21 protein-coding genes and 1 pseudogene are annotated in these 23,347 nt (G+C 60.1%); 9 read left to right on the top strand and 13 right to left on the bottom strand.

Annotated elements, in window-relative coordinates; all coding sequences use genetic code 11:
- Window positions 1–55 precede the first annotated feature (55 nt).
- The 3 genes from ACEN2T_RS00155 to ACEN2T_RS00165 all read left to right on the top strand — a co-directional run bounded on the left by ACEN2T_RS00155 (window position 56) and on the right by ACEN2T_RS00165 (window position 2,518).
- Window positions 56–997: a LysR family transcriptional regulator gene (locus tag ACEN2T_RS00155; RefSeq protein ID WP_032891124.1), complete on the top strand. Its 942-nt coding sequence runs from the start codon at window positions 56–58 to the stop codon at window positions 995–997.
- 91 nt (window positions 998–1,088) lie between these two features.
- Window positions 1,089–1,607, top strand: a complete 519-nt coding sequence (locus ACEN2T_RS00160) for a sigma-70 family RNA polymerase sigma factor (RefSeq protein WP_122681659.1) — start codon at window positions 1,089–1,091, stop codon at window positions 1,605–1,607.
- Window positions 1,604–2,518 carry a FecR domain-containing protein gene (locus tag ACEN2T_RS00165; RefSeq protein WP_442116039.1) on the top strand — a complete coding sequence of 305 codons (915 nt, stop codon included), beginning with the start codon at window positions 1,604–1,606 and terminating at the stop codon, window positions 2,516–2,518. Before ACEN2T_RS00160 ends, ACEN2T_RS00165 begins: the two co-directional genes overlap by 4 nt.
- 79 nt (window positions 2,519–2,597) lie before the next feature.
- Here the strand turns inward: ACEN2T_RS00165 and ACEN2T_RS00170 are convergent, their stop codons facing one another.
- The 3 genes from ACEN2T_RS00170 to ACEN2T_RS00180 are packed head-to-tail and all read right to left on the bottom strand — an operon-like array spanning window position 2,598 to window position 5,120.
- Window positions 2,598–3,314, bottom strand: a complete 717-nt coding sequence (locus tag ACEN2T_RS00170) for an ABC transporter ATP-binding protein (protein WP_181639917.1) — start codon at window positions 3,312–3,314, stop codon at window positions 2,598–2,600.
- Window positions 3,311–4,138, bottom strand: coding sequence for an ABC transporter permease (locus tag ACEN2T_RS00175; RefSeq protein ID WP_442116040.1), 828 nt, complete (start codon window positions 4,136–4,138; stop codon window positions 3,311–3,313). Before ACEN2T_RS00175 ends, ACEN2T_RS00170 begins: the two co-directional genes overlap by 4 nt.
- A 10-nt stretch (window positions 4,139–4,148) precedes the next feature.
- Entirely contained in the window at window positions 4,149–5,120 is a 972-nt protein-coding gene (locus tag ACEN2T_RS00180) for an aliphatic sulfonate ABC transporter substrate-binding protein (protein WP_095184988.1), read from the bottom strand.
- Between the two features lie 319 nt (window positions 5,121–5,439).
- Here ACEN2T_RS00180 and ACEN2T_RS00185 point away from each other — a divergent pair, with 319 nt between their 5' ends.
- Window positions 5,440–5,655, top strand: a complete 216-nt coding sequence (locus tag ACEN2T_RS00185) for a TOBE domain-containing protein (protein ID WP_003173733.1) — start codon at window positions 5,440–5,442, stop codon at window positions 5,653–5,655.
- Between the two features lie 44 nt (window positions 5,656–5,699).
- Here ACEN2T_RS00185 and ACEN2T_RS00190 read toward each other — a convergent pair whose 3' ends face one another.
- From ACEN2T_RS00190 to ACEN2T_RS00205, 4 genes and pseudogenes are all read right to left on the bottom strand, one after another.
- On the bottom strand, window positions 5,700–6,845 hold the full coding sequence (locus ACEN2T_RS00190) for a MalY/PatB family protein (protein WP_095184987.1): 1,146 nt from the start codon (window positions 6,843–6,845) through the stop codon (window positions 5,700–5,702).
- A gap of 182 nt (window positions 6,846–7,027) precedes the next feature.
- Window positions 7,028–10,732: a hypothetical protein gene (locus ACEN2T_RS00195; protein WP_442116041.1), complete on the bottom strand. Its 3,705-nt coding sequence runs from the start codon at window positions 10,730–10,732 to the stop codon at window positions 7,028–7,030.
- Between the two features lie 248 nt (window positions 10,733–10,980).
- Window positions 10,981–12,291, bottom strand: coding sequence for an MFS transporter (locus ACEN2T_RS00200; protein ID WP_442116042.1), 1,311 nt, complete (start codon window positions 12,289–12,291; stop codon window positions 10,981–10,983).
- Window positions 12,292–12,313: 22 nt separating this feature from the next.
- Window positions 12,314–12,529 (bottom strand): annotated as a pseudogene (locus ACEN2T_RS00205) (isochorismatase); the annotation flags it as partial.
- Between the two features lie 221 nt (window positions 12,530–12,750).
- Between ACEN2T_RS00205 and ggt the strand changes: the two are divergent.
- A complete protein-coding gene (gene ggt, locus ACEN2T_RS00210; RefSeq protein WP_032891134.1) occupies window positions 12,751–14,475 on the top strand; it encodes a gamma-glutamyltransferase in 1,725 nt (574 codons plus the stop codon).
- A gap of 111 nt (window positions 14,476–14,586) precedes the next feature.
- On the opposite strand, the gene ACEN2T_RS00215 is transcribed toward ggt, so the two are convergent.
- The 3 genes from ACEN2T_RS00215 to ACEN2T_RS00225 all read right to left on the bottom strand — a co-directional run bounded on the left by ACEN2T_RS00215 (window position 14,587) and on the right by ACEN2T_RS00225 (window position 17,481).
- The gene (locus tag ACEN2T_RS00215) at window positions 14,587–15,108 is read right to left on the bottom strand and encodes an AAA family ATPase (protein WP_032891135.1); all 522 of its coding nucleotides are present in this window, start codon (window positions 15,106–15,108) and stop codon (window positions 14,587–14,589) included.
- Window positions 15,105–15,668 carry a nicotinamide riboside transporter PnuC gene (pnuC, locus tag ACEN2T_RS00220; RefSeq protein ID WP_442116043.1) on the bottom strand — a complete coding sequence of 188 codons (564 nt, stop codon included), beginning with the start codon at window positions 15,666–15,668 and terminating at the stop codon, window positions 15,105–15,107. Before pnuC ends, ACEN2T_RS00215 begins: the two co-directional genes overlap by 4 nt.
- A gap of 178 nt (window positions 15,669–15,846) precedes the next feature.
- Window positions 15,847–17,481 carry a methyl-accepting chemotaxis protein gene (locus tag ACEN2T_RS00225; protein WP_442116044.1) on the bottom strand — a complete coding sequence of 545 codons (1,635 nt, stop codon included), beginning with the start codon at window positions 17,479–17,481 and terminating at the stop codon, window positions 15,847–15,849.
- 232 nt (window positions 17,482–17,713) lie between these two features.
- Between ACEN2T_RS00225 and ACEN2T_RS00230 the strand changes: the two genes are divergently transcribed.
- Both ACEN2T_RS00230 and ACEN2T_RS00235 read left to right on the top strand, forming a co-directional pair.
- Entirely contained in the window at window positions 17,714–18,544 is an 831-nt protein-coding gene (locus ACEN2T_RS00230; protein ID WP_032891138.1) for an undecaprenyl-diphosphate phosphatase, read from the top strand.
- On the top strand, window positions 18,541–18,924 hold the full coding sequence (locus ACEN2T_RS00235) for a DUF1294 domain-containing protein (RefSeq protein WP_032891498.1): 384 nt from the start codon (window positions 18,541–18,543) through the stop codon (window positions 18,922–18,924). Before ACEN2T_RS00230 ends, ACEN2T_RS00235 begins: the two co-directional genes overlap by 4 nt.
- Here the strand turns inward: ACEN2T_RS00235 and ACEN2T_RS00240 are convergent.
- Together ACEN2T_RS00240 and ACEN2T_RS00245 are read right to left on the bottom strand one after the other, a co-directional pair.
- Window positions 18,913–19,269 (bottom strand): MmcQ/YjbR family DNA-binding protein, encoded by a 357-nt coding sequence (locus ACEN2T_RS00240; RefSeq protein ID WP_012723994.1) that lies wholly within the window; start codon window positions 19,267–19,269, stop codon window positions 18,913–18,915. The genes ACEN2T_RS00235 and ACEN2T_RS00240 overlap by 12 nt on opposite strands.
- Complete coding sequence (locus ACEN2T_RS00245; protein WP_099602839.1) at window positions 19,266–20,174, bottom strand: LysR substrate-binding domain-containing protein; 909 nt, start codon at window positions 20,172–20,174, stop codon at window positions 19,266–19,268. The genes ACEN2T_RS00240 and ACEN2T_RS00245 overlap by 4 nt, the downstream gene beginning before the upstream one ends.
- A 125-nt stretch (window positions 20,175–20,299) precedes the next feature.
- Here ACEN2T_RS00245 and ACEN2T_RS00250 point away from each other — a divergent pair, with 125 nt between their 5' ends.
- Together ACEN2T_RS00250 and ACEN2T_RS00255 are read left to right on the top strand one after the other, a co-directional pair.
- Complete coding sequence (locus ACEN2T_RS00250; RefSeq protein ID WP_032891140.1) at window positions 20,300–20,911, top strand: FMN-dependent NADH-azoreductase; 612 nt, start codon at window positions 20,300–20,302, stop codon at window positions 20,909–20,911.
- Between the two features lie 211 nt (window positions 20,912–21,122).
- The gene (locus ACEN2T_RS00255; protein WP_032891141.1) at window positions 21,123–22,160 is read left to right on the top strand and encodes an alpha/beta hydrolase family protein; all 1,038 of its coding nucleotides are present in this window, start codon (window positions 21,123–21,125) and stop codon (window positions 22,158–22,160) included.
- Here the strand turns inward: ACEN2T_RS00255 and ACEN2T_RS00260 are convergent.
- The gene (locus ACEN2T_RS00260) at window positions 22,154–23,329 is read right to left on the bottom strand and encodes an MFS transporter (RefSeq protein ID WP_442116045.1); all 1,176 of its coding nucleotides are present in this window, start codon (window positions 23,327–23,329) and stop codon (window positions 22,154–22,156) included. The two genes, ACEN2T_RS00255 and ACEN2T_RS00260, sit on opposite strands and share 7 nt — an antisense overlap.
- Window positions 23,330–23,347: the final 18 nt, after the last annotated feature.

Below are 23,347 nucleotides of genomic sequence, written 5' to 3' on the forward strand. Positions count from 1 at the left end.
CAAATCGAATCTCGCTTACAAGTGATACCCTCAGGGTATCGGTAATAAGGAATTTATGAGTAGTCCCGTCCTCTCCCGCAGCTTGTTCAACCGCCTGCGCTACAAGCATCTGCATATGCTGGTAGCGCTCAGTTCCAGTCAGAACCTGCACCGTGCATCCCAGGCCCTGAACATGTCGCAACCGGCGGCCACGCGCATGCTGCGCGAGATTGAAGACATGTTCGGCTGCGACCTGTTCGAGCGCTTGCCACGGGGGATGCGGCCAACGGCGCTGGGCCAGCAACTGATCAACTTTGCCGAGTCGGCGCTGAGTGGCCTCGACCGTTGCGCCGAAGACCTGATGGCGCGCCAGCAGGGCGGGTATGGCTACTTGTCCATCGGCACCATCATGGGCGCCGCGCCGGACTTGGTGATGGACTGCATTGCGCAGATCAAGGCGCTCAACCCGCAACTGCGTATCCGCATCATGGGCGACACCAGCGACCAGGTGATCCAACTGCTGGAGCAGGGGCGCATCGACCTGGCCATCTCCCGGCGCACCGCCGCCACCGACAGCGAGCACTACAGCTTCGAACCCCTGGGCAACGAGCGCCTGCTGGTGGTGGTGCATGCCGGCCACCCATTGGTCCGACGCGGCCGGCTATCCCTGGCAGAGCTGGTGCGCGACTGGCCGTGGATCCTGCAACCGCAAACCAGCCCGGCGCGCATCGGTTTCGACCAGGCCCTGCAAGACCTGGCGCTGCCAAGCCCGGCGGACATCATCGAATGCAGCTCGGTGTACTCCATGCAGCAGTTGATCCAACTGACGGACGCGGTGATGGTGCTGTCGGAAAGTGCCTTGCGTGATTATCTGAAAATGGGCCTGGTGGTCGCGCTGCCGGTGGCCCTGGACGTGCGGCTGGCGCCGTTTGGCATCTTGTTGCGCAAGGGCGAGGGGGTGAGCCGCGAACTGGGCTTGTTTATTGACCTGCTGCGGCAGAGGGCGGCGATGCTGTAAACGCGAGGTTGAAAAGATCATGGTGTCCCGGCACGATATTAAATAGAATGAATCTCATTTGAGACTCAATCGCGCCGTGCAGGTTGTTGCCATGAATGATGCTGTTGTCCCCACGCACGCCCCCGAACTGACGCTATCGAGCCTATACCGCGATCATCGCAGTTGGCTGGAAAGCTGGCTGCGGCGGCGCCTGGGCAATGCCTGGGATGCGGCCGACCTGAGCCAGGATACGTTTCTGCGCGTACTGGCCAGTGCGCAGCCGATTGCACAGATGCAGGAGCCGCGGGCGTACCTGGTGACGGTCGGTAAGCGCCTGCTGGTGAACTTCCATCAGCGTCGCAGCCTGGAACAGGCGTATTTGAACGCCCTGGCCAGCTTGCCCGAAGCTTGCGTGCCGTCCCCCGAACAGCGCTGGCTGATGCTGGAAACCCTGCAAGCCCTGGATGAGTTGCTCGATGGCTTGCCGGTGCTTGTACGCCGCGCCTTTCTATGGAGCCAGCTGGAGGGCCTGGGCTATCGTGAGATTGCCGAACGGCTTGAGGTGTCCGAACGCACGATCAAGCGCTACATGGCCCAGGCGTATGAACATTGCCTGCTGGTGGAGCTGTGAGCCGCGACGTCGCCCGCGCTGCTGCCCAGTGGCTGGCGCTGCTGGAGTCCGGCGCCGCCACCGAGCGTGATCATGCCGCGCTACAGCACTGGCGCGACAGCCATCCCCAGCATGAACAGACTTGGCAGAAAGCCCAATCCCTGCGCCAACGCTTCAGCGCTTTGCCCCAGGCTCTGGCCATGGCCAGCCTCGACCGCCCGCAACCTGGACGGCGTGCGGTGCTCAAGCGTGCGTTGGGTGTGGCGGCGCTGTTGCCCACGGCGTGGCTGATCAGCCGCCAATTGCCCATCGACACTTGGCGTGCCGACCTGCGTACCGCTACTGGCGAGCGCAAGCGCCTGCCGCTGGCCGATGGTGCCAGCCTGCAACTCAACACCGCCACGGCGGTAGACGTAGATATGGCCCAGCGACGGGTCAGCTTGGTCGACGGTGAACTGGCGCTGACGGTGCCGAGCGCTGCGGCGATGACGGTGCAAACCCGCTACGGCCAATTGCTCGTCAGTCAGGCTGACGTGTGCATACGGCAACTGGCGTCCGGTTGTCTGGTCTCGGTGCTCAAGGGCACGGTTCAGGTGCGCGACCTGAGCGGCCAGATGGCGACCTTGCAAGCAGGCCAGCAAGCGCCGCTCAAGGCCGGCGGCCTGGGTGCGCGGGCGTTGTTTGATGTGCTGCAACTGGGCTGGCGCGACGGTGTACTGACCGCGCAGAACCAGCCACTGGGGGACTTCCTTCGTGAGCTGGAGCGCTATCGCCCTGGCGTGTTGCGCTGGGAGCCGCGTCTGGAAACGCTACGGGTGACCGGCAGTTTCCGCCTGGATGACACCGACCGCACTCTCAACCTGCTGGCCTCGACCCTGGCGCTGGACGTGCAATACCGAACGCGTTATTGGGTGAGCCTGCGCAAGGCGTGATGCGCGTTGTGGCGAGCGGGCTCGCCACAACAACCTGTGGGCCATGAAAACCTCGCTCGTCTCGGGTTACGAGTAGTCCTCAGATCACATGGGCCCGCTGCAACTCGGTCAAGGCCAGCGCTTTGAGCTGCGCCAGCAGCGGGTCACGCCGATCCCTCGGGTGCGGCAAGTCGACCGCCAGTTCCTGGCGAATGCTGCTGGGCCGGTTGTCCATCACCAGCACCCGGTCACTCAGGTACAGCGCTTCGTCCACATCATGGGTCACCAGTAATAAAGCGATGGCGTGATGCGCCGCCAGTTGCAGCAGCAAGTCCTGCAGTTTCATGCGGGTGAAGGCATCCACCGCGCTGAACGGCTCATCCAGCAACAACACCTGGGGGCGTGAATACAGGCCGCGAGCGATCGCCACCCGCTGCGCCATCCCACCTGACAACGCTTTGGGCAGCGCCTGGGCGAAGCCCTTAAGGCCGACTTCCTCGATCAACTGTGAGACCCAGGCTTTGTCGTAGTGGTTGTCATCACTGAAGCCGATGTTCTGTTCTACCGTGAGCCATGGCATCAGCCGCGGTTCCTGGAACACAAAGGCCACTTGGCCGTCGGGGCTGCGCAGTTCGCCCTGGAAGTCCGTTTCCAAACCGGCGACGATCCGCAGCAAGGTACTTTTGCCACAGCCGCTGGGGCCCAGCAGGCTGACCGCTTCGCGAGGCTGCAAGGCCAGGCGCACGTCTTTCAATACGGTGGCGCTGGCGAAGCTTTTACGCACCACATGGATGTCCAATAACGACGGCGCACTCATTGTTCCGCTCCTTGGCCAGTGAAGGTGTCGCGCCAGGCCAGGCAGCGTTTCTCCAGCGCCGCGAGCAGGCCGTCGCTGACCTTGCCCAGCAGCGCCAACACGATAATGGCGGCCAGCACAATGTCGGGTCGCGAGGTTTCCCGCCCATCGCTGAGCAGGTAACCCAAACCTTTAGTCGCCGCTATCAGCTCGGCCGCCACGAGGAACATCCACGCCAGGCTCAAACCACTGCGCAGTCCGGTGAACAGGCCGGGCAGGGCGGCGGGCAGCAGGACGCGCCGCACCAGGCGGCGGCGACTGAAACCGTACATTTGCCCGACTTCCACCAGCTTGCGGTCGATGTCGCGAATCGCCGCGACGCCATTGAGGTACACCGGGAAAAACGCGCCAATGGCAATCAGCACAACCTTGGAGGTTTCATCGATGCCCAGCCACAGCAGCAACAGGGGGACCCAAGCCAGGCTCGGGATCGAACGCAGGCCGGCGAAGGTCGGCTCCAGGTAGGCTTCGGCTTCACGGCTCAAACCGACCCAGGCGGCGAACACCAGGGCCAGGCTAGCGCCGATTGCAAAGCCCAGCAGCACCCGTGCGAGGCTGGCGCTGATGTGTTTCCACAACACGCCTTCGGCCAGGTCGGTGAGGGTCACGGCGATCTCGCTGGGCGCAGGCATCTGGTAGGAAGGCAGCCAGCCCACCCGTACGACCACTTCCAGGATCAACAGGATCAGCACCGGCAAGACCAGGCCTTTTAACCGCCGTGGCCAGGCGCTGCGCTGGCTGACCACGGGTACCGGCAGGGGCAATGCTTGGCTTTTGCTGCTCATCAAACGCCCCTTACTGCTGCGGCAGGGTTTGGCCAAACGAAGGGTCGATCAGTTGATCGATCACCTGGTCCACATTCACCCCACGGCGCACCAATTCCTCGGACACCAGAATCGGCGCCGCCGCCTTGGAAGACTGCACATCCTTGGCGCTCAACAACGGCGTGCTCAGGTCAGTGCGCGACAATTGCAGCTTGGCCACTTCCAATGGCAGCCCGGATTCGTCGGCCAGCAACTTGGCGAATTCATCCGGGTGCTTCACTGCCCAGTCACGCGCTTTTTCATAAGCGCCCAACACCTTGGTGATGGTCTGTGGGTGCGCCTTGGCGAACTTCTCGGTGACGCTCACCACGCCATAGCTGTTGAAGTCCTTGTTGCGGTAAAGCAGGCGCGAACCGGCCTGGATTTGACTGGCGGCCATGTGTGGGTCGAGACCGGCCCAGGCGTCCACGTCACCCTTTTCCAGAGCGGTGCGGCCGTCCGGGTGTTGCAGGTGCACCAACTCGACGTCGTCTTTTTTCAGCCCGGCCTGTTGCAGACTGCGCAGGGTGAACAGGTAAGGGTCGGTGCCTTTGGTGGCGGCGATTTTCTTGCCCTTGAGGTCGTTGACGCTGTTGAGTGGCGAGTCCTTGCGCACCACCAGTGCGGTCCATTCCGCGCGGCTGTAGACATACACCGATTTGATCGGGCTGCCGTTGGCCCGGCTCAGCACGGCGGACAAGCTGGCGGACGACGCGAAATCCACGCCGCCGCTGTTGAGGTATTCCAGGGACCGGTTGCTGCCTTGGCTCAGTACCCAGCTGACCTTGCTGTGGGGCAGGGCCTGTTCCAGCCAGCCGAAGTGCTTGAGCACCAGGCTGACCGGCGAGTAGTAGGCGTAGTCGAGGTTGACTTCGGCGGGGTCGGTTTCGGCCGCGAATACCTGCGGTTGCAGGCAGAGGGCGAGGGCGCAGGCGCCGAGTAGACGTTGGGTGAAGGGTTTCATGGAACAGCTCCGGACAAGGCGTTGAGAGAAGGTTTTTCTTATATTCAGAAAACTGATTGGGTGCGCTCAATCATGCTTTACAGGAATATGCAGTCTCTGTGCCATCGGGCAGGAGCCCGGATTTACCGGGTCAGGGGCATGTGCGGTTGTTGCAGGAGGTGGCAAATTGTTGAACCGATGTTTCCTGGGCAACAGTTTTCATATGTTTTTATGGAATAAATAAAGAGTTATATATTCCTTTTAATGTTCTCTCGGATAGCGCACTTTGAGGGCCTGCGCATTCGTGCGGATTGACCCAACAGCCAAAAGGAAACCCGACATGACCATTAAAGCGATCAACGTGCGCAACCAATTCAAGGGCGTGATCAAAGAGATTCTGCTGGGCGAAGTGGTGTCGGAAATCGACGTGCAAACCGCGTCCGGCATCGTGACGTCCGTCATCACCACCCGTTCGGTGCGTGACCTGGAATTGAAAGTGGGCAGCGAAGTGATTGCCTTCGTGAAGTCCACTGAAGTGTCTATCGCCAAGTTGTAAACGCCAGCCCCCGCCTTTGCAGCGGGGGCCATTTTTTGCGCGCTTCAGCGGTTGCGCAAACTGCGCTCCATGCGCTGCAGACCCTCTTCCAGCATCGCCCTCGGGCAACCGAAGTTCAGGCGTACGAACTGCTGGCTGTCATCCCCGAATTCGATACCTGCACTCAACCCAACCTTGGCCTGTTCCAGAAAGAACTGCTGCGGGTCATCCATGCCCAGGGCGCTGCAATCGAGCCAAGCGAGGAAGGTGCCTTGCGGCGCATGCATCACCACGCCCGGCAAGCGCGTTTGCACGGCGTCGAGCAGGTAATCGCGGTTCGCTTGCAGGTACTGCTTCAATGCATCCAGCCATTGGCCGCACTGGCTGTAGGCCGCGCGGGTGGCTTCCAGGCCCAAGGGGCTGACGCTGTCGACCATGCCGCAGCGGGCCTGGTTGAAGCGCTCGCGGATCTCGGCGTTCTGGATCACGGCAAAGCAGGTCTTCAAGCCGGCCACGTTGTAGGCCTTGCTCGCCGACATCAGCGTGATGGTGCGCTGGGCAATCTCGGGGCTGAGGCTTGCGGTGGGGATGTGGCGACGACCGTCGAAGCACAGTTCTGCGTGGATTTCGTCGCTGATGATCAGCGCGTCGTTTTCCAGACAGGCAGTGGCCAATGCCAGCAGCTCTTCGCGGGGGAAAACCTTGCCGATGGGGTTGTGCGGGTTGCTCAACAGCAAGGCGCCGGCGCCGGTCAGTGCTTCGCGCATGGCGGGCATTGGGGTGATGTATTCACCGTCGGTCGATTGGAACGGCACTTCGATGCGCGGTAGGTTCCAGTTGCCTGGCGCCAAGCGAATCGGACGATAATTTGGGGTTTGCAGTACCACCGGCTGGTCCGGTTTTACAAAGGCATGGAGCGCCATATTGAAACCGGGTTCGACGCCGGGCAAAAACAGCAACTCTTCGGGCTGCACGCGCCAGGCGTACTTGGCCCACAGGTCGGCCACGATGGCTTCACGCACATCCGGGCCGGCCACGCTGTAGCCGAGAATCTGCTGGTCCAGGCGCTCGTGCAGGGCTTGCAGCACGGCGGGCGGCGCTGCGATGTCCATGTCGGCGATCCACATTGGCAGCACGTCGGCCGGGTAGCGGTTCCACTTGGTGCTGCCGGTGCCGAGGCGAGGGTGGATCGTGTCGAAATCAAAGCTCATGGAGGGGCTCGTGTCAGGGGGGCGGGTGCAAGAATGGCGCTGATTCTAGCGCCATTAATTGAATAATTGTATGGAGGCCGGGCCCAAAGGCCGTGGTTCTCCCAATCAAGTCATATGCCCTGCGCGACGGCCATGGTGTTGAAAACGTTTTGCCTGGCCGTGCGCAAATAGACGGGGTTTTATCAGATAGGTTGGGTTAATCCCCTGACACGATCGATATTGAATTTGCTGGCAACCACGTCGGCATCAAAGGCACTGACTTTGTATTTTTTTCCGGTCAGGATCGTACCAAATGCATCGAGGTTTTTGCCGGTGATGCCGTTGCTAAGGGTCTTTTCCAGGCCCTTGGCCATTGACTCTTGTGTGGGGAATATCGCTTTGCCGTAGTTGGGGTCGTAAAAAAACCAGCTCTTCGGGGTGGTGCCGGTGGGGTCGACCTTCACGCCCGCAAGCATTCCATGGTTAGTGCTGCTGATCATCAGCGTCTTTGAGGAAGTGGCTTCGCTCAATTCTTTAATGATCGACTTATAAGAAATCGGGTTACCCACGGCACTGCTATGAAATCCCAGCTCGTTGCCGACGGTGGACTGCAGGCTTGAAAGGTTTCTGATGAATTTGGCTGAGTTTTCAGCTTCCGGGTTTGCCATGGCAAATACCAGGTTGTCGAGCAGCGTGTCTTCATTGCCTTCGAGCAGCGCCAGGCCCATGGCGGTGGAAAGGGCCGCACATTCACCGGCAATGTCAGGGCTGGTCTGGCTCAGGTAATACGTTTGCGGCATGCCTCGGGTGGTTCCACCGGCGGCGGTGACTTCACGCTGGAATATCTGTGCGCTGCGTTGAGTATGGGCCAACAAAAGTCTTTCTCGCTGGCGCACAAGACTGCCGATTTGCTCTGTTGAAAAGTTGGACGTTGCAATAAGGTCCTCGATTTCCTGTACCCCCATGGACGGCTTGTAGCCAGGAACCGTATAGGGGCTCAGGTGTTTGAAACCTTCCGGGAAGCTGGTTGGTTCCGAGTACTTAGCGTTGATGACGTTGGCTTCATATTGTGCCAGCGCATCCGGCTCGCGTTGTGGCGAAGCGGGGCGCTCAAAAAAGCCAATGCCACCCTCCGGTGCAAAGCCTTCTATGGGGGTGCCGTAAGCCTTGCCGGAGGCTGCGTCCACGGGGTACCACTTCTCGTCGATGATTTTGGCCAGGGTACGTGCACCACCACCGGCGGCGTCCACCCCCTCGGTTCTTCCGATCCTGACCGCCGTGCTGACACCCAAGCTCTGGACCAGGCCATTGCTTGTCGGTCGCAAGCCGCCAAACGACGGAATGGTGGAATAAAAGGGTTTCGCTGTCTTGCCTGCGCTGCCCAGCAACCCGACCAGATCATCTGTAGAGTGGCTGGCTTTTCTCAGCATGTTAAACAGGGTTTTGCTGGACTTGATGCTGTGGGCGAATGCACGAAGTGGTTGCGAAACAGGAATGGCGGTCGATACGCCGTCGATAATAAAACCGGTGAAGGCTTCTGCTATTTCACCATTGATCGCGTGCTTCAACGTATTTGCAAACGGTACCAAGCTCAGCACCGCTGCCGCTCCGGTCTTCTGATAGCGCTCTGTTAATTCGACGGCACTTTCGCCACTAGCCTGTTGACGCAGGGTTTCCTCATCGTAGGCCAGATGTTTGGACGCGGCTGTCCTGGCCAGATCAAAACTTTTTCCGCCGAGGAAGGAGAGGTCGGGTGTCTTGTCGCTGGCGCCACGTTGCCACTTATCCGGCGTTGGTATGTGCTCGATCACCACCTCAGAAAATTCATTCTCGCGAGGGGGAGTCCCACTGTTGTAAGCCTCCCAATCAAACGGTTGCCGGATATTGTTCTCCACGTTACCCACGGCCCTGGTGTTGATACCTTCAGGCCACTCTGCTGGAAGATCGGTACGGATCTGGATTTTCCCTTGCTGTGGGAAGACTTCATAGTAGGTGACTTTTGACTGGTGTTCGGAGCGAATGATGAACCCTTGTCGACCTTTGCTGGCTTCTTTTTCGGCCTTGGGGATGAGGTGGGCATAGTGCGAGGTAACGGCTTTTCTCAACGCATAAAATTTCTGCTCGCCCCATTGCAGGCTGCTTCGGTGTTCCTCTGGAAGCTGCGAGAGCAGGTTTCGGACCACCGAGGTGTGGCCCTGCAGCAGGTCGGTGTAGTAGTTGTTGAATGTCTGGGTGAACAGCCACTCAATGCTATGAAGCCGATGGAGTTCCTTCTCGATGGGGGCCATGGAAAAGTCGGAACTGATTGATCGCCACATACCTGCCTGGAGTTTTCCCGACATATGCACGTCCAGCAGGCTGTAGAAATGGTTCTTGTCGGACTCCAGATTGTCCGGCGTGGCTTGCAGCACTTTGCGGGTAAAATCGATTTGATTGCCAAAGACCCGTTTAAGGTCATCCAGGGCAATCTGTTCGCGGTTTGGGAGGGGGGTGGCCAATTGTTGGCCCGCTCGGACCAGAGATGAGGGCTGATGTTGAAAATCCTGGTGTGCCTGCTGTATCTCGGACTCTGAATAGTTGTTATCGGCTCGCTTGTCGAGTCGACCGTTGGTAATCGCCCAGTCCACTAAGGCGTCTCTTAGAGCAATGGTGGCGAAGGTCTTGTCCTGCTCCGTGATCGGTGTCGTCGCGTCATAGTTCATCACTTGTTGATAATTCATAGTGGCGCTTGTGCCAGGCGCGGAGTGCTCGATGCGTGAGACAGCGGCGCTGAATGTGGCCCACTGATGGGTTCCATACAGCAACGAGTCAGGCAGGTCTTTGACTAGAAACTGTGGGGCGATACGGGACAGCATCAAGTAGCTGACTGTGCGGACGTTATCGGCCTTCAGATGTTGGTGGGTGCGCAGCAGGTAGAGGTCCAGTGCTTCGACGATGGCTTCTGGTGACTTGCGTAAATGATCAGGCGCATCAAGGGCAAAATCATTGCCGATCAAGTTGCGTGTGGTGGGGAGCTGAGGCATCACGGATAACACCAGTGCGCTAAGGACCAGTTCAGCGGCACTTGTCACTGTGGGCAAGACGCCGAGTTCGGCCTCCAGCTTTTTGCCTAGCTCAATGGCTTTGGGCTCCAACAGCAGTCGATACAACGCGTAGCGTGGCTCAGCGGTGATTTTCTTTGAGCACGACCGACTAGTGCCCATTACCCAGGCGGGATAAGTCTGGGCGTATAGGGGGGACTCGGTGCATGTTTCGGTTTGGGTGTAGGGCCCGAAGGTTTTCGTGGTTTGGGTGGTACTCCCAATCCTGGTTTGAACACCGGTCATTTTGGATAACGAGTCAAGCGTGTGTGCATCTGTCGTCGCAAGCCCCACCAGGTTCTCGATAAGTCCGCCCTTGGTTTTGTCCAGCCAGCCCTCGACAATCTCATTGATTCGTTGACGCTGCTCCAGTGTCAGGGGCACCTCTCGCGACAACATTCCCCAATAGTCCCGGTGAGCGGGTTGTGGAGGGGGCGCGTAGGTGATTGCGTCGTAGAGATTCTGCAGCGCTTCTTTGTTTGTTGGGGCTATCCAGCCTTGGTGTTTGATAAACCAGTTCAAGCTGACGTGCGTCGGGTTGATGAGTTTAAGTTCGCGACCCATCGAAGAGTCTGGCGAGACTGCAAAGCGGGTCAGATCAAGATCCGGCAGATCAGTTGAGGCGCTGTTCAGGGTTTTGCCCAAGGCATCCAGCAATGATTTTCGGTCGTCCAGGTTGGCGTGTTCCTCCGATTTTTCCTGCCTTAGGGGGCTCTGATTTTCAGGGCGTGCTTGCTGCAAACGCTGAATAGGCTGCACAGCTTGCGAATGCAGCAAAGGTGCTTGGGCGCGGGAGGTGTGATCGACGACGGCGGAAGTAGATGGCATGAAAACTGATCTCTCGGATAAGAAGTAGGGAGGCTTCTGACAGGCGAAGTCTTCCCTGTGTGGTCCGAGAGTTCGGGTTGTTCCTACGGTTTAAAATGCATTTTATTTCACTGGTTTTAACGATATTGGCCGCGTGATCCATGTCAGGGCAGCCAGCCCGAAATCACTGTCGATCTATTTCAACACCGCTTTAGCGTTTTGCGTGCCTAGCGTGGCGCCTTTCTGCTAGCCATTACGCGACCGTGTTATCAACGATTCACCCGTTTCGCCGGCAAGGCGATGACCAGGAAACTGCTGAGAATCAGGCAGCCGGCAAAGAACCACAAGGCGCCCGCGCTGCTGCCGGTGACGTCGATCGCCACCCCCATCAACGAGTTACTCACCAGACCTGCGATATTCGCCAACGAGCACGCCAGGGCAAAACCTGTGGCTGCCGCAGTGCCTTTGAGAAAGGTCGCCGGTAGGCTGAAGAACACCGGCACTGCGCCGATGATTGCGGCCGAGGCAACCGCGAACAGGGCGACGGTGGCCGCGACGTTATGGGTGAAGAACGTGCTGGCGGCCATCGCCGCTGCGCCGATGAAAAACGGCACGATGATGTGCCAACGGCGTTCGCGGTGTTTGTCGGAGCTGGCGCCGATCAAGAGCATGCCCAGCAGCGCGGCCACGCTCGGCAGTGCGGTGAGCACGCCGATATGGAAGGTGTCGGTGACCCCGGCGTTGCGAATAAAGGTCGGCATCCAGAAACCCATGGCATAGGCGCTGAGCAGGATCGAGAAGTCGATACCGCCGAGCATCCACACTTTGAGGTTGAAGAAGCCGTCACGGAAGCTGTGCTTGCTGCCGGCGCCATCGGCGTCGTCCTTGCGCAGTTCGCTTTCCAGCAGGGCTTTTTCTTCATCCGACAGCCATTTGGCTTGTTGGTAGGTGTTGGGCAGTGCCCAGAAGGTCAGCACGCCGAGCAACACGCTGGGCACCGCTTCGATCAGGAACAACCACTGCCAGCCGCGCAGGCCACCCACGTGGTCGAAGTGGCCCATGATCCAGCCGGACAGCGGGCCGCCGATCACGCTGGACAGCGGCAGACCGATCATGAACAGCGCAATGATGCGCCCGCGTCGATGGGTGGGAAACCAGGTGGTCAGGTAGTACAGCACGCCCGGCAGGAACCCGGCTTCGGCGGCGCCGAGCAAAAAACGCAGGATGTAGAACTGGGTCGTGGACGTAACCAGCATGGTGCAGGCCGAGAGCAGGCCCCAGGTGATCATGATGCGTGCGATCCAGATCTTCGCGCCGACCCGCTCCAGCACCAGGTTGCTCGGCACTTCAAAGATGATGTAGCCGACAAAGAACAGGCCCGCGCCGAGGCCGAACGCGGTTTCGCTGAACTGCAGTTGGTCGAGCATCTGCAGCTTGGCGAAGCCGATGTTGATTCGGTCCAGGTACGCGGCCAGATAACAGAAGCACAGGAAGGGAATCAGCTTCCAAGTGATCTTGTGGTAAAGCGTGTTGACCGGGTCGGCGACTGTGTTCGCGGGCACTGGATTCGCACTGGGCATTGGGTGTCTCCTGGCGGTGACTTATGGTTTTTATACAGTCGGCAGTTGTTGTAGGCGCGAGCTGCGCGCTGGCGTACTGCTTGGTAATCACCGCTTCATGCGCCAGAGGCAACACCTCGGCGCAGAACGCTGCCAATGGGTTGCCTTCGACCATGTCTTTCATCACCGAGGCCTTCTTGACCTAGATCCCGCCCTCGACGAAGTGGCCGGGATGGTAGCGGATATTGGTGTGCACCACCGCAACCAACTCTGCGAGCCAACCCCGGCGCTCACTGATTAAACGCGGTTAAAAAAGTGTGGGAGGGGAGCTTGTCCCACGATTGCAGTGGGTCAGCTAAAGATTGGTTTTTTTCGGTCCGTTCTATGACCGACAAGTTCTGTAATAAAAACGCCATTGCGCTGGGGATTAAATTGCCGACGAGCTATTTTGGTGCATCTCAACAACCCGAGTAGCCATGGATGAAATACCAACCCTTCAGCCGTACCTTGATTGCCACTGCCCTGGTGTTGACGGTCAGTGGTGTACAAGCTGCTTCCCAAGCTCCGGTGGCCGGTGAAAATGGCATGGTGGTGACGGCTCAGCATTTGGCAACTCATGTGGGCGTGGATGTGCTCAAGGCCGGGGGCAACGCGGTGGATGCGGCCGTGGCCGTAGGCTATGCGCTGGCGGTGGTGTACCCGGCGGCGGGCAACCTGGGCGGCGGCGGTTTCATGACCGTGCAACTGGCGGACGGGCGCAAGACCTTCCTCGACTTCCGCGAAAAAGCCCCGCTGGCGGCTACCGCCAATATGTACCTGGACAAGGACGGCAACGTCATCGAAGGCCTCAGCGCCAAGGGTCACCTGGCTGTCGGCGTGCCGGGGACCGTGTCGGGCATGGAACTGGCCTTGAGCAAGTACGGCACCCTCAAGCGCGCCCAGGTGATTGCCCCGGCGATCAAGCTGGCAGAAAACGGTTTCGCCCTGGAACAAGGCGACATCGACCTGCTGCACACCGCAACCGGCGAGTTCGAAAAAGACAAGGACCTGCGCGCCATCTTCCTGCACAACGGCCAGCCGATGCAGGTCGGACAGAAACTGGTGCAGAAAGACCTGGCCAAGACCCTGAAGGAAATCTCCGCCAAAGGTTCGGACGGTTTCTATAAAGGTTGGGTCGCCAAGGCCCTGGTAGATTCCAGCCAGGCAGGCAAAGGCATCATCACCCAGGCCGACCTCGACAAGTACAAGACCCGCGAACTGGCGCCCATCGAGTGCGACTACCGGGGTTACCACGTCGTTTCCGCGCCGCCGCCGAGCTCGGGCGGTGTAGTGATCTGCCAGATCATGAACATCCTCGAAGGCTACCCGATGGCCGACCTGGGCTATCACTCGGCCCAAGGCCTGCACTACCAGATCGAAGCCATGCGCCACGCCTATGTGGACCGCAACAGCTACCTCGGCGACCCGGATTTCGTGAAGAACCCGATCGAGCATCTGCTGGATAAAAACTACGCCGCCAAGCTGCGTGATGCTATCGAGCCGCAAAAGGCCGGTGATTCCCAGGCGATCAAACCGGGTGTCTCGCCCCATGAAGGCAATAACACCACCCACTACTCCATCGTCGACAAATGGGGCAATGCGGTGTCCGTCACTTACACCCTCAACGACTGGTTCGGCGCGGGCGTGATGGCGAGCAAGACCGGGGTGATTCTCAACGATGAAATGGACGACTTCACCGTCAAGGTCGGCGTGCCGAACATGTACGGGCTGGTGCAGGGTGAAGCCAACGCCATCGCCCCGGGCAAGGCGCCGTTGTCGTCGATGAGCCCAACCATCGTGACCAAGGATGGCAAGGCCGTCATGGTGGTGGGCACGCCGGGTGGCAGCCGCATCATCACCGCGACCCTGCTGACCATTTTGAACGTGATCGACTACAAGATGAACATCCAGGAAGCCGTGGATGCGCCGCGTTTCCACCAGCAGTGGATGCCGGAAACCACCAACCTTGAGACCTTCGCGGTCAGCCCGGATACCCAGAAGCTTCTGGAAAGCTGGGGCCATAAGTTTGCAGGGCCGCAGGATGCCAACCACTTGGCGGCGATCCTGGTAGGTGCGCCGTCCCTGGGTGGCAAGCCGGTGGGTAACAATCGCTTCTACGGGGCTAACGACCCGCGTCGTAATACTGGGCTTTCCCTGGGCTACTAAACGCCTCGGTTCCCAATAAAAAACACCGCGGTCTGCCAGGCAGATCGCGGTGTTTGTTTTTGGGCGGCTTCGCCACCCGGTTCGGGCGATGCGACGATTCGACAAGCTCGCTCACTGCAACAGCTGTTTTACCGCAGCAAACGCGGCTTTGCAGCGTTCCTCCCAATTCCCGCGAATCACCACCACCGGCTGCTGATGCTGGTGCATCCAGTCCAGGCTTTGCTGGAAAAACGCGCGACGATCCTCCAGTTCCGGCTGGCAGCGTTGGCCATCGGCCGTCCACTCCACATCTTCGGGGGAGAGCAACAGGTGCAGGTCGTAATGACGTGCCAACAACTCATCGTCGAGCCACGCCGGGTAGTCGCCGAACAGGGTCTGGCTCCACAGCTTGTTGGTGAGCAGATGGGTGTCGAGAACCAGCAGGCGAGGTTGTTCGGCGCGGGCCGCGTCTTCCCAGGCCAGTTGGCCGTGGGCGATGGCCGGGATATCCGCCAGGCAGGTATCGCGCTGATGGTGATCAATGAAATAGCGCACATACTCGCCGACCATCAACCCACCAAAGTGCGCGTGCAACTGCGCTGCGAGCCAGCTTTTGCCGCTGGATTCAGGCCCCGCCAAAACCACTACTTTCATGTGCGCAACGCCGGATCGGCGCGCCATTCACGCCAGCCCTGCACGGCGATCACGGTGAACAAGGCATAGAGCCCGGCGGTGAGGTACAGGCCTTTATAGAGGAACAGCCCGACGAAGATCACATCCACGGCAATCCACAACGGCCAGCATTGCACGCGTTTCTGCGCCATCCACATTTGCGCCACCAGGCTGAAGCCGTTGAGGGCCGCGTCGAGCCAGGGTTGCGCAGCATCGGTCCAGTGGGCCATGGCGGCACCGAGCAGCAGGCTGCCCACCGCGCCGATCGCGAGGCTGGTCATGATTGCCGGCACCCCCAGGCTCGTGACCTGGCGGCCTTGCTTGACCTCGCCCGCGCGGGTCCACTGCCACCAGCCATAGACTTGCAGCGCGGCGTAGACCACCTGCAGCAGCATGTCGGAATAGAGTTTCACGTCGTAGAACACCCAGGTGTACAGCAACACCATCACCAGCCCGATGGGCCAGCACCATGGGTTTTGCTTGACCGTCAGCCAGACAGCGATCACCCCCAGGGCAGCGGCGAACAGTTCAAGCCCGGACATGGCGGTTCCTTGGGGGAGTGGGAGAGGGCGGGGATTGTAACCACAGGCCAGCAATCTTCAAAACACAGTAGGGCAAATGTAGGAGGGGGCTTGCCCCCGATAGCTAAAGGTCAGTTGCACCTGTGCAGACTGATATATCGCCATCGGGGGCAAGCCCCCCCCTACATTTGGAGCAGTATTAGACCTTGAACTGGCGCAAGAGGCCGTCGAGCTGCTCGCTCAACCCGCGCAAATGCGCGCTGGCCACACTGGACTGTTCCGCTGCCAGTGCCGTGCTGTGGGACAAGCCCGCCGCCTGGGTGACGTTCTGGTTGATGTCTTCCACCACATGGGCCTGTTGCAGGGTGGCACTGGCGATGGACGCGTTCAGGCCGTTGAGGTTGTGCAAGGCTTGCCCAATCGCAGTGAGGCTGGCACCGGCCTGACCTGCCTGCTCAATGGTCAGTTGGGAGGCGCTGTGGCTGTCGCTGATCACCTTGACCGCCGCTTCCGAGTGTCCTTGCAGGCGCTCGATCATCACCTGGATTTCGGCGGTGGACTTTTGCGTGCGTTGGGCGAGCAGGCGCACTTCGTCGGCCACCACCGCAAACCCTCGGCCTTGCTCCCCGGCGCGAGCTGCTTCGATGGCAGCGTTCAGCGCCAGCAGGTTGGTTTGGTCGGCGATGGAGCGGATCACTTCCAGCACGCCACCGATCTGGGTGCTTTCGCTGGACAGCGTGCGGATCACTTCCACCGCCTGGCCGATGGTGTTGGAGAGTTGGTCGATCTGTTGCAGGCTGCTGTCGATATTGACCTGGCCTTGGTGCGCCTGGGCCTGGGCATCGCGCATTTCGCTGGCGGCATGTTCCGCGTTCTTGGCCACGTCCTGCACGCCGTAGGTGACTTCGTTGATGGCAGTGGCCACCAGCTCCATCTGCTGCGACTGCTGCTGGCTGCGGTCATGGGCCGAGCTGGCGTTGTTGCCCAGGTCGGTAGAGGACTGGCCCAGGGCGTTCGCGCACACCTGCAACTGGCTTACCACCTGACGCAGCTTGGCGGTGAAACTGTTGAAGTGCTGGGACAGTTGGGTGATTTCGTCACGGCCGTGGGTGTCGAGGCTGCGGGTCAGGTCGCTTTCACCGCTGGCGATATTGCCCATGGCATTCACCGCCGCCTGCAACGGGCGCACGATGCTGCGCACAATCAGCGACACCAGCAGGCCCATCACCAGCGCAATGCCCAGGCCGATCATGGAGGCTTTCCACACTTGGCCGCTGAACTCGGCCTGCACGTCGTCCACATAGACGCCGGAGCCGATAATCCAGCCCCAGGGTTCGAACAGCTGGATATAGGAAGTCTTGGCCACGGGGGCCTGTGCGCCGGGCTTGGGCCAGCGATAGTTGACGATCCCGGCGCCCTTGGCTTTTGCCAGGCTGACGAACTCGTTGAACACAGCAAACCCATCGGGATCGCGGATAGCCGAAAGGTTCTGGCCATCGAGCTTGGGGTTGGCCGGGTGCATGATCATCACGGGCGTGAGGTCGTTGATCCAGAAATAGTCGTCATGGTCGTAACGCAACCCCCGCACCGCGCTCAGAGCTTGTTTCTGGGCGGCGTCACGGGTCATCACACCGGTGGTTTCCAGGCCGTGATAGAACGTCAGGATCCCGCTGGCGGTCTGGACCACGTGTTGGGTCTGTTGACGTTTGGCTTGGTAAAGGTCGTCATGGATCTGCTTGAGCATCAGCAAACCCAGGGCCAGCAGCATCAGCAGGGCGACTATCAGGATCAGCCATAGGCGTCGGCTGATCGACATATTGCGCAAACTGTTCATCGTCCTGTCACTCCGGGCTTTTTATAATTGTGGGCGTCGCATCGACTTTTACGCCTTGTCTGATAGGCTTTCGGCCCGTAATCGAAAAACCTGAGTACTGCCTGATTTTCACAGAATTTTTGCAGACTGGTGTTGATCATCATCAACACTGGGCCTTCAGCGCGCTCGTCGTCAGTGAACCATTAAAAAAGACTAACAAGGCGTGCCATAGCGCATGACCTTTGGGGGAAGCATGGATTTTTGGACCGCCATTCAGGCATTGATTCTCGGCGTAGTGGAGGGGTTGACGGAGTTCCTGCCGATCTCCAGTACCGGCCACCAGATCATCGTTGCCGACTTGCTCGATTTCGGCGGTGAACGTGCGATGGCCTTCAACATCATTATTCAGCTCGGCGCCATTTTGGCGGTGGTCTGGGAGTTTCGGCGCAAGATTCTAGACGTTGTCACCGGCTTGCCAACTCAGCGCAATGCGCAGCGTTTCACGATCAACCTGCTGATCGCGTTCCTGCCGGCCGTGGTCCTTGGGGTGATTTTCGCCGACTTGATTCACCACTACCTGTTCAACCCGATCACTGTCGCCACAGCGCTGGTGGTGGGCGGCGTCATCATGCTGTGGGCCGAGCGCCGCGAGCATGAAGTGCATGCCGAGACCGTCGACGACATCACCTGGAAAGATGCACTCAAGGTAGGCTTTGCCCAGTGCCTGGCGATGATCCCGGGCACTTCGCGCTCCGGCTCGACCATCATCGGCGGCCTGCTGTTCGGCCTGTCGCGCAAGACCGCTACCGAGTTCTCGTTCTTTCTGGCCATGCCGACCATGGTCGGTGCTGCGGTGTACTCGGGCTACAAGTACCGCGACCTGTTTCAGCCAGCGGACCTGCCGGTTTTTGCCATTGGGTTTATCACTTCGTTCATCTTCGCGATGATCGCGGTCAAGGGCCTGCTCAAGTTCATCGCCAGCCATAGCTACGCGGCGTTTGCCTGGTACCGCATCGGGTTTGGCCTACTGATCCTGGCGACTTGGCAGTTCGGTTGGATCGACTGGGCGGCGGCAACGGCATGATCATCCAGCACCCGCGCTTGAAGGCGGCGATCTTTGTGCTGCTGTGCGCCGCGCCGCTGTTGGGGTCGGTGCTGGTGTGGCAGCGCGGCGAAACCGTGATCCCGCTGGTGGCCTATGGCGTGGTCAGCGTGATCGCGTTTTTCCTGTACTGGAGTGATAAACGCAAGGCGCGCACCGACAGCTGGCGCACCCCGGAAAACATCCTGCACGCCGTTGAGTTGGCCGGCGGTTGGCCCGGGGCGTTGATTGCTCAGCAGGTGTTCCGGCACAAGACGCGCAAGGTGTCTTTCCAGGTGCTGTTCTGGGTGATTGTGCTGTTGCACCAAGTGTTCTGGTTGGACCAGTTGTTCCTTGGCGGCACGTTACTGTCAGTCCTCTAGCAACAAACCAATCTGCGTGCGCTTGGGTAGCTTGCTCACCACCAGTTGGTGGGAGCGCTGCAACAAGCCACGCAGTTCCTCGGCGCCCAGCGGGTAGGGCGTGTTCATGATGATCCACTGCGCACGCGCCAGGTATGGCGCGGGGTGGATACCGGGGCGGTCCACGTGACCGAGAAACAGTTCCTTGTCGACCTTGAACGCCAACGAGTCGCCGCGCAGGTTTTGCAGGGCGAACATCTTGTTGCCGGCAATCGAGAACACTCGCACACCGCCCCATTTGTAGTCCTCCCGTGCGCCGGGCAGGCTCAGGCAAAAGGTGGCGACTTGCGCTTCGGTCATCTTCATAGCAAACGGTCTCCGCAGCTTTTAAAGCCTTCTTCCAGGTAATCGATCCAGGCACGAATGGCCGGCAGCACACCGCGCCGGTGTGGGTAGACGGCCTGCAACCAACCGCCGGGCAGTGACCATTCCGGCAGCAGTTGCACCAAGTGGCCGTTGGCCAATTCTTCCTCGCAGTACATCATTGGCAGCACGGTAAAGCCCAGGCCCATGATGGCGCTGGCCTTGCGCACGTTGAAGTCATCAACGCCCAGGCGTGCTTCCATGATCAGGTCGTGGGGGTTGCCTTGGGGATCGAGGATGCGCTGGTGCACCATCCGGTCCGCCTCCAATGCGCCGAGTATCGGCAGCTGCTTGAGGTCATCAAGGGTGCTGATAGATCGGCCATGCACGAAGTTCGGGCTGGCAACCAGGACGGTCTGGGCCGGGCGTAGGCGCTTGGTGACCAGCAGCGGGTCTTCATCGCCTTGCTCACGCACTCGCAGCGCCACATCGATGCCTTCGGCCACGAGGTCGACTCGGCGGTTGACCAAGGTCATTTCCAACTGCACCTGAGGATGTGCTGCCAGAAACCCGGCGACCACGTCCGGCATCATGTTCTGTGCCAGCCCCACCGGGCACGTCACCCGCAGACGTCCACGGGGTTCGCTGGACATGCTGGCCACGGCCTCATCGGCCATCTCGGCTTCCAGCAGCATCGCTTGGCAGTGGCGCAGGTAGCGTTCGCCGACGGCGGTGAGGGTCAACTGGCGCGTGGTGCGTTGTAGCAGGCGTGCGCCCAGGCGCTCTTCGAGCTCGGCAATGCGCCGCGACAACCGTGACTTGGGGATGCCCAGCAGCCGACCGGCGGCTGCGAAACCGCCGGCTTCGACGACTTTGGCAAAATAGTAGAGGTCGTTGAGGTCTTGCATGGTGAGCCTATTGTCCTGTCAGTGGGACAAACTATCGCATTACAGGCGGCTTATCGACTATTCGTTTCATGCGTAGCATCACCGCCATCTGATCGCCCTAGTCGATCCCACCTCGGAGATCCATCATGAAACTGTTGCATATCGATTCCAGCATCCTCGGCGACAACTCGGCTTCCCGTCAGCTCAGCGCTGGTGTGGTTAAAGCCTGGCAAGCGGCTGAGCCGAGTGTGGAAGTGACTTACCGCGACCTGGCCAGCGACGCCATCAACCACTTCTCCGGCGCCACCCTGGGTGCGTTGGGCACGGCCGCTGAACTGCGCGACGCTGCGCAAAAACACGAAGCTGAACTGAGCGCTTCGTCCCTGGCTGAATTCCTCGCTGCCGACGCCATTGTGGTCGGTGCGCCGATGTACAACTTCACTATCCCGACCCAACTGAAAGCCTGGATCGACCGTATCGCGGTCGCTGGTCAGACTTTCCGTTACACCGAAGCCGGTCCGGAAGGCCTGTGCGGCAACAAGAAAGTCATCATCGTTTCCACTGCCGGCGGCCTGCATGCCGGTCAAGCGTCGGGCGCTGCCCATGAAGGCTACCTGAAACTGCTGTTCGGCTTCCTCGGCATCACCAACATCGAAATCGTGCGGGCCGAAGGCCTGGCCTATGGTGATGAAGTGCGCAGCAAGTCCCTGAGCGACGCTAACGTACTGATCAACGAACAATTGTTCGCTGCCGCGTAAGGCTTTAGTAAATATCGCCTCCTCTCGGTTTCAATCTGAAGCCGAGTGTCTAAACTCTGTATTCTGATCGTCTGAACGCGACCGGAGTACGGAGTTTTTTCGTTTACCCGCTGTCTTCTTTGATGTGGCCCAGCTTGTGCAAGCATGGGGTCAATGCCCTGGACTTTTCATTCGACATGTCGGTTCTCACGCAGCAAAGGTGGACATCCCCATGATGCGTCTTTGTGCTGTTATGGTTCTTTCCCTGCTGGGCGGCCTGATTTCAGTGCACGCCGCGCCTGCGCCGCACCCCCATTGGAGCGTCGGCTTTCATCGCATGACGTTTCTCGATCCGCTCGACTTGCAACCAATGAAAGCCGTGGCGTTCTATCCGTCAACCGGCCTTGAGCACACCACGCAGTTGGGCGCCTATCACGTCGCCGCCACCGAAGATTCCAAGATCGCCATCGGCCGTTTCCCGATGCTGATGTTGTCCCATGGCAACACCGGCACGCCGCTGGCCCTGCACGACCTGGCCACGTCCCTGGCGCGCAAAGGCTTTGTGGTGGTGGCGGTGCTGCATCCTGGCGACAACTACAAGGACCATAGCCGTCTGGGCACGCTGAGCAACCTGTACGGGCGGCCGATCCAGATATCCGAAGCGATCACCGCCACCCTGGCGGATCCGATGCTGTCTCCGTTCGTCAACATCAACCAGGTGGGGGTGATCGGCTATTCCGCCGGTGGCGAAACCGCGTTGATCCTGGCTGGCGCCAAGCCGGATTTCGATCGCCTGCGCCGCTATTGCCAGGAACGCCCGGAAGACCGCGACGCCTGCACCACCAAAGGCGAGTTGGTGGTGGACCGTGACGACTTACAGCCCCAATCCGACCCGCGCATCCACGCCTTGATGCTAATGGCGCCGTTGAGCCTGATGTTCGGCCGTCACACCTTGGCCGACGTGCATGTGCCGGTGCTGCTCTACAGCGGCGACGGCGACAAGCTGGTGGCCGTGGACAAGAACGCCGCGGCACTCGCGCGCAAATTGCCTGAGCCGCCGAATTTCAAGCTACTGGCCGGGGCAGGGCACTTCGTGTTCATGGCGCCGTGCGACAGTGACCAACTGGCCGCCATGCCGGCGATCTGCACTGACGCCGATGGCGTCGACCGCGAAGGCATTCACCGCGATCTGATTTCCGAAGCCGGGCGCTTTTTCACTCGTACCCTTGGCACGTCCACCCGTGCGGGTTTGCAGACGGCTGATCAGTAAGCGCGGCGCTTGAGCAGTAAAGTCACGCCCAGCGCCGTGACCGACAGCAACGCCGCGAAGAAGAAGATCCAGCCGTACCCCAGGTTCAGCGCCACAAAACCCATCAACGGCCCGGCAATCGCCAGGGCCAAGTCAAAAAACACCGCATACGCACTCAATCCCGCGCCACGGCTGCTGTTGGGCACTTGCTTGATGGCTTCCACGCCCAGCGCCGGGTACACAAGCGACAGACCAAAGCCCGTCAGTCCTGCGCCGATCAACGCCACACCGGTGGAGGGCGCCAGCCACAACAAGGTGAGGCCGAGGGTCTCGATAAGCATGCAGGCGATGGCGGCGCTGAACCCGCCAAAACGACTGATCGCCGAGATAAACACCAGACGCGACAGGATAAAGCACACGCCAAATACCGTGAGGCAGTACGCCGCGCCTTGCCAGCCACGATTGAGGTAGTAGAGGGTGATAAAGGTAGTGAGCGTGCCGTAGCCAATCGACGACAGGCACAAGCTGACCCCAAACGGCGCGATACGCCCGAACACCGCCCAGAATGGCAGGCGCTCGCCGCGCACCACCGGCACCGACGGTTTGTTGCGGATCAGCATCAGGCCCAGCGCTGCGAGTACGGTCAGGGCGATCCCCAGGCTGTTGTAGCCATACTCGGCCACCATCACCACCCCCAGCGGCGCACCGATGGCGATGGCACCGTAGGACGCAATGCCGTTCCAGGAAATCGACCGCGCCGTATGCTCGGCGCCGACCTGGCCCATGCACCAACTGATGGTGCCCACGCCGATCAGACCTTGGGCCACGCCCAACAGCAGCCGGGCGACGATCAGAATGCCCAGGCTTACGTTGGGCGTACTTTCCAGCAACGTCGCGAAGAACGTCAGCACACCGCTCACGAGAATGCCCGCCAACCCCAGCACAATCGCTCGTTTGGTACCAACGCTGTCCGACATCCGCCCGGCCATGGGGCGGCTAAGCAGGGTCGCCAGGTACTGCGAACCGATAGTGATCCCGGCCACCACCGCGCTGAACCCCAATTGTTCGTGCACGTAGCCTGGGATTACCGCAATCGGCAGGCCGATGCAGATGAAGGCAATGAAGGTATAGAAGACGATCGAGACGATCTGCAGGGTGACCGACAGGGAGGAGGGGGTGGCGGTAGACATGGGCACTCGTTCGCGGGC

It is taken from the genome of Pseudomonas sp. W22_MBD1_FP4 (assembly GCF_052113765.1).
GTDB classification, from domain to species: Bacteria; Pseudomonadota; Gammaproteobacteria; order Pseudomonadales; family Pseudomonadaceae; genus Aquipseudomonas; species Aquipseudomonas sivasensis.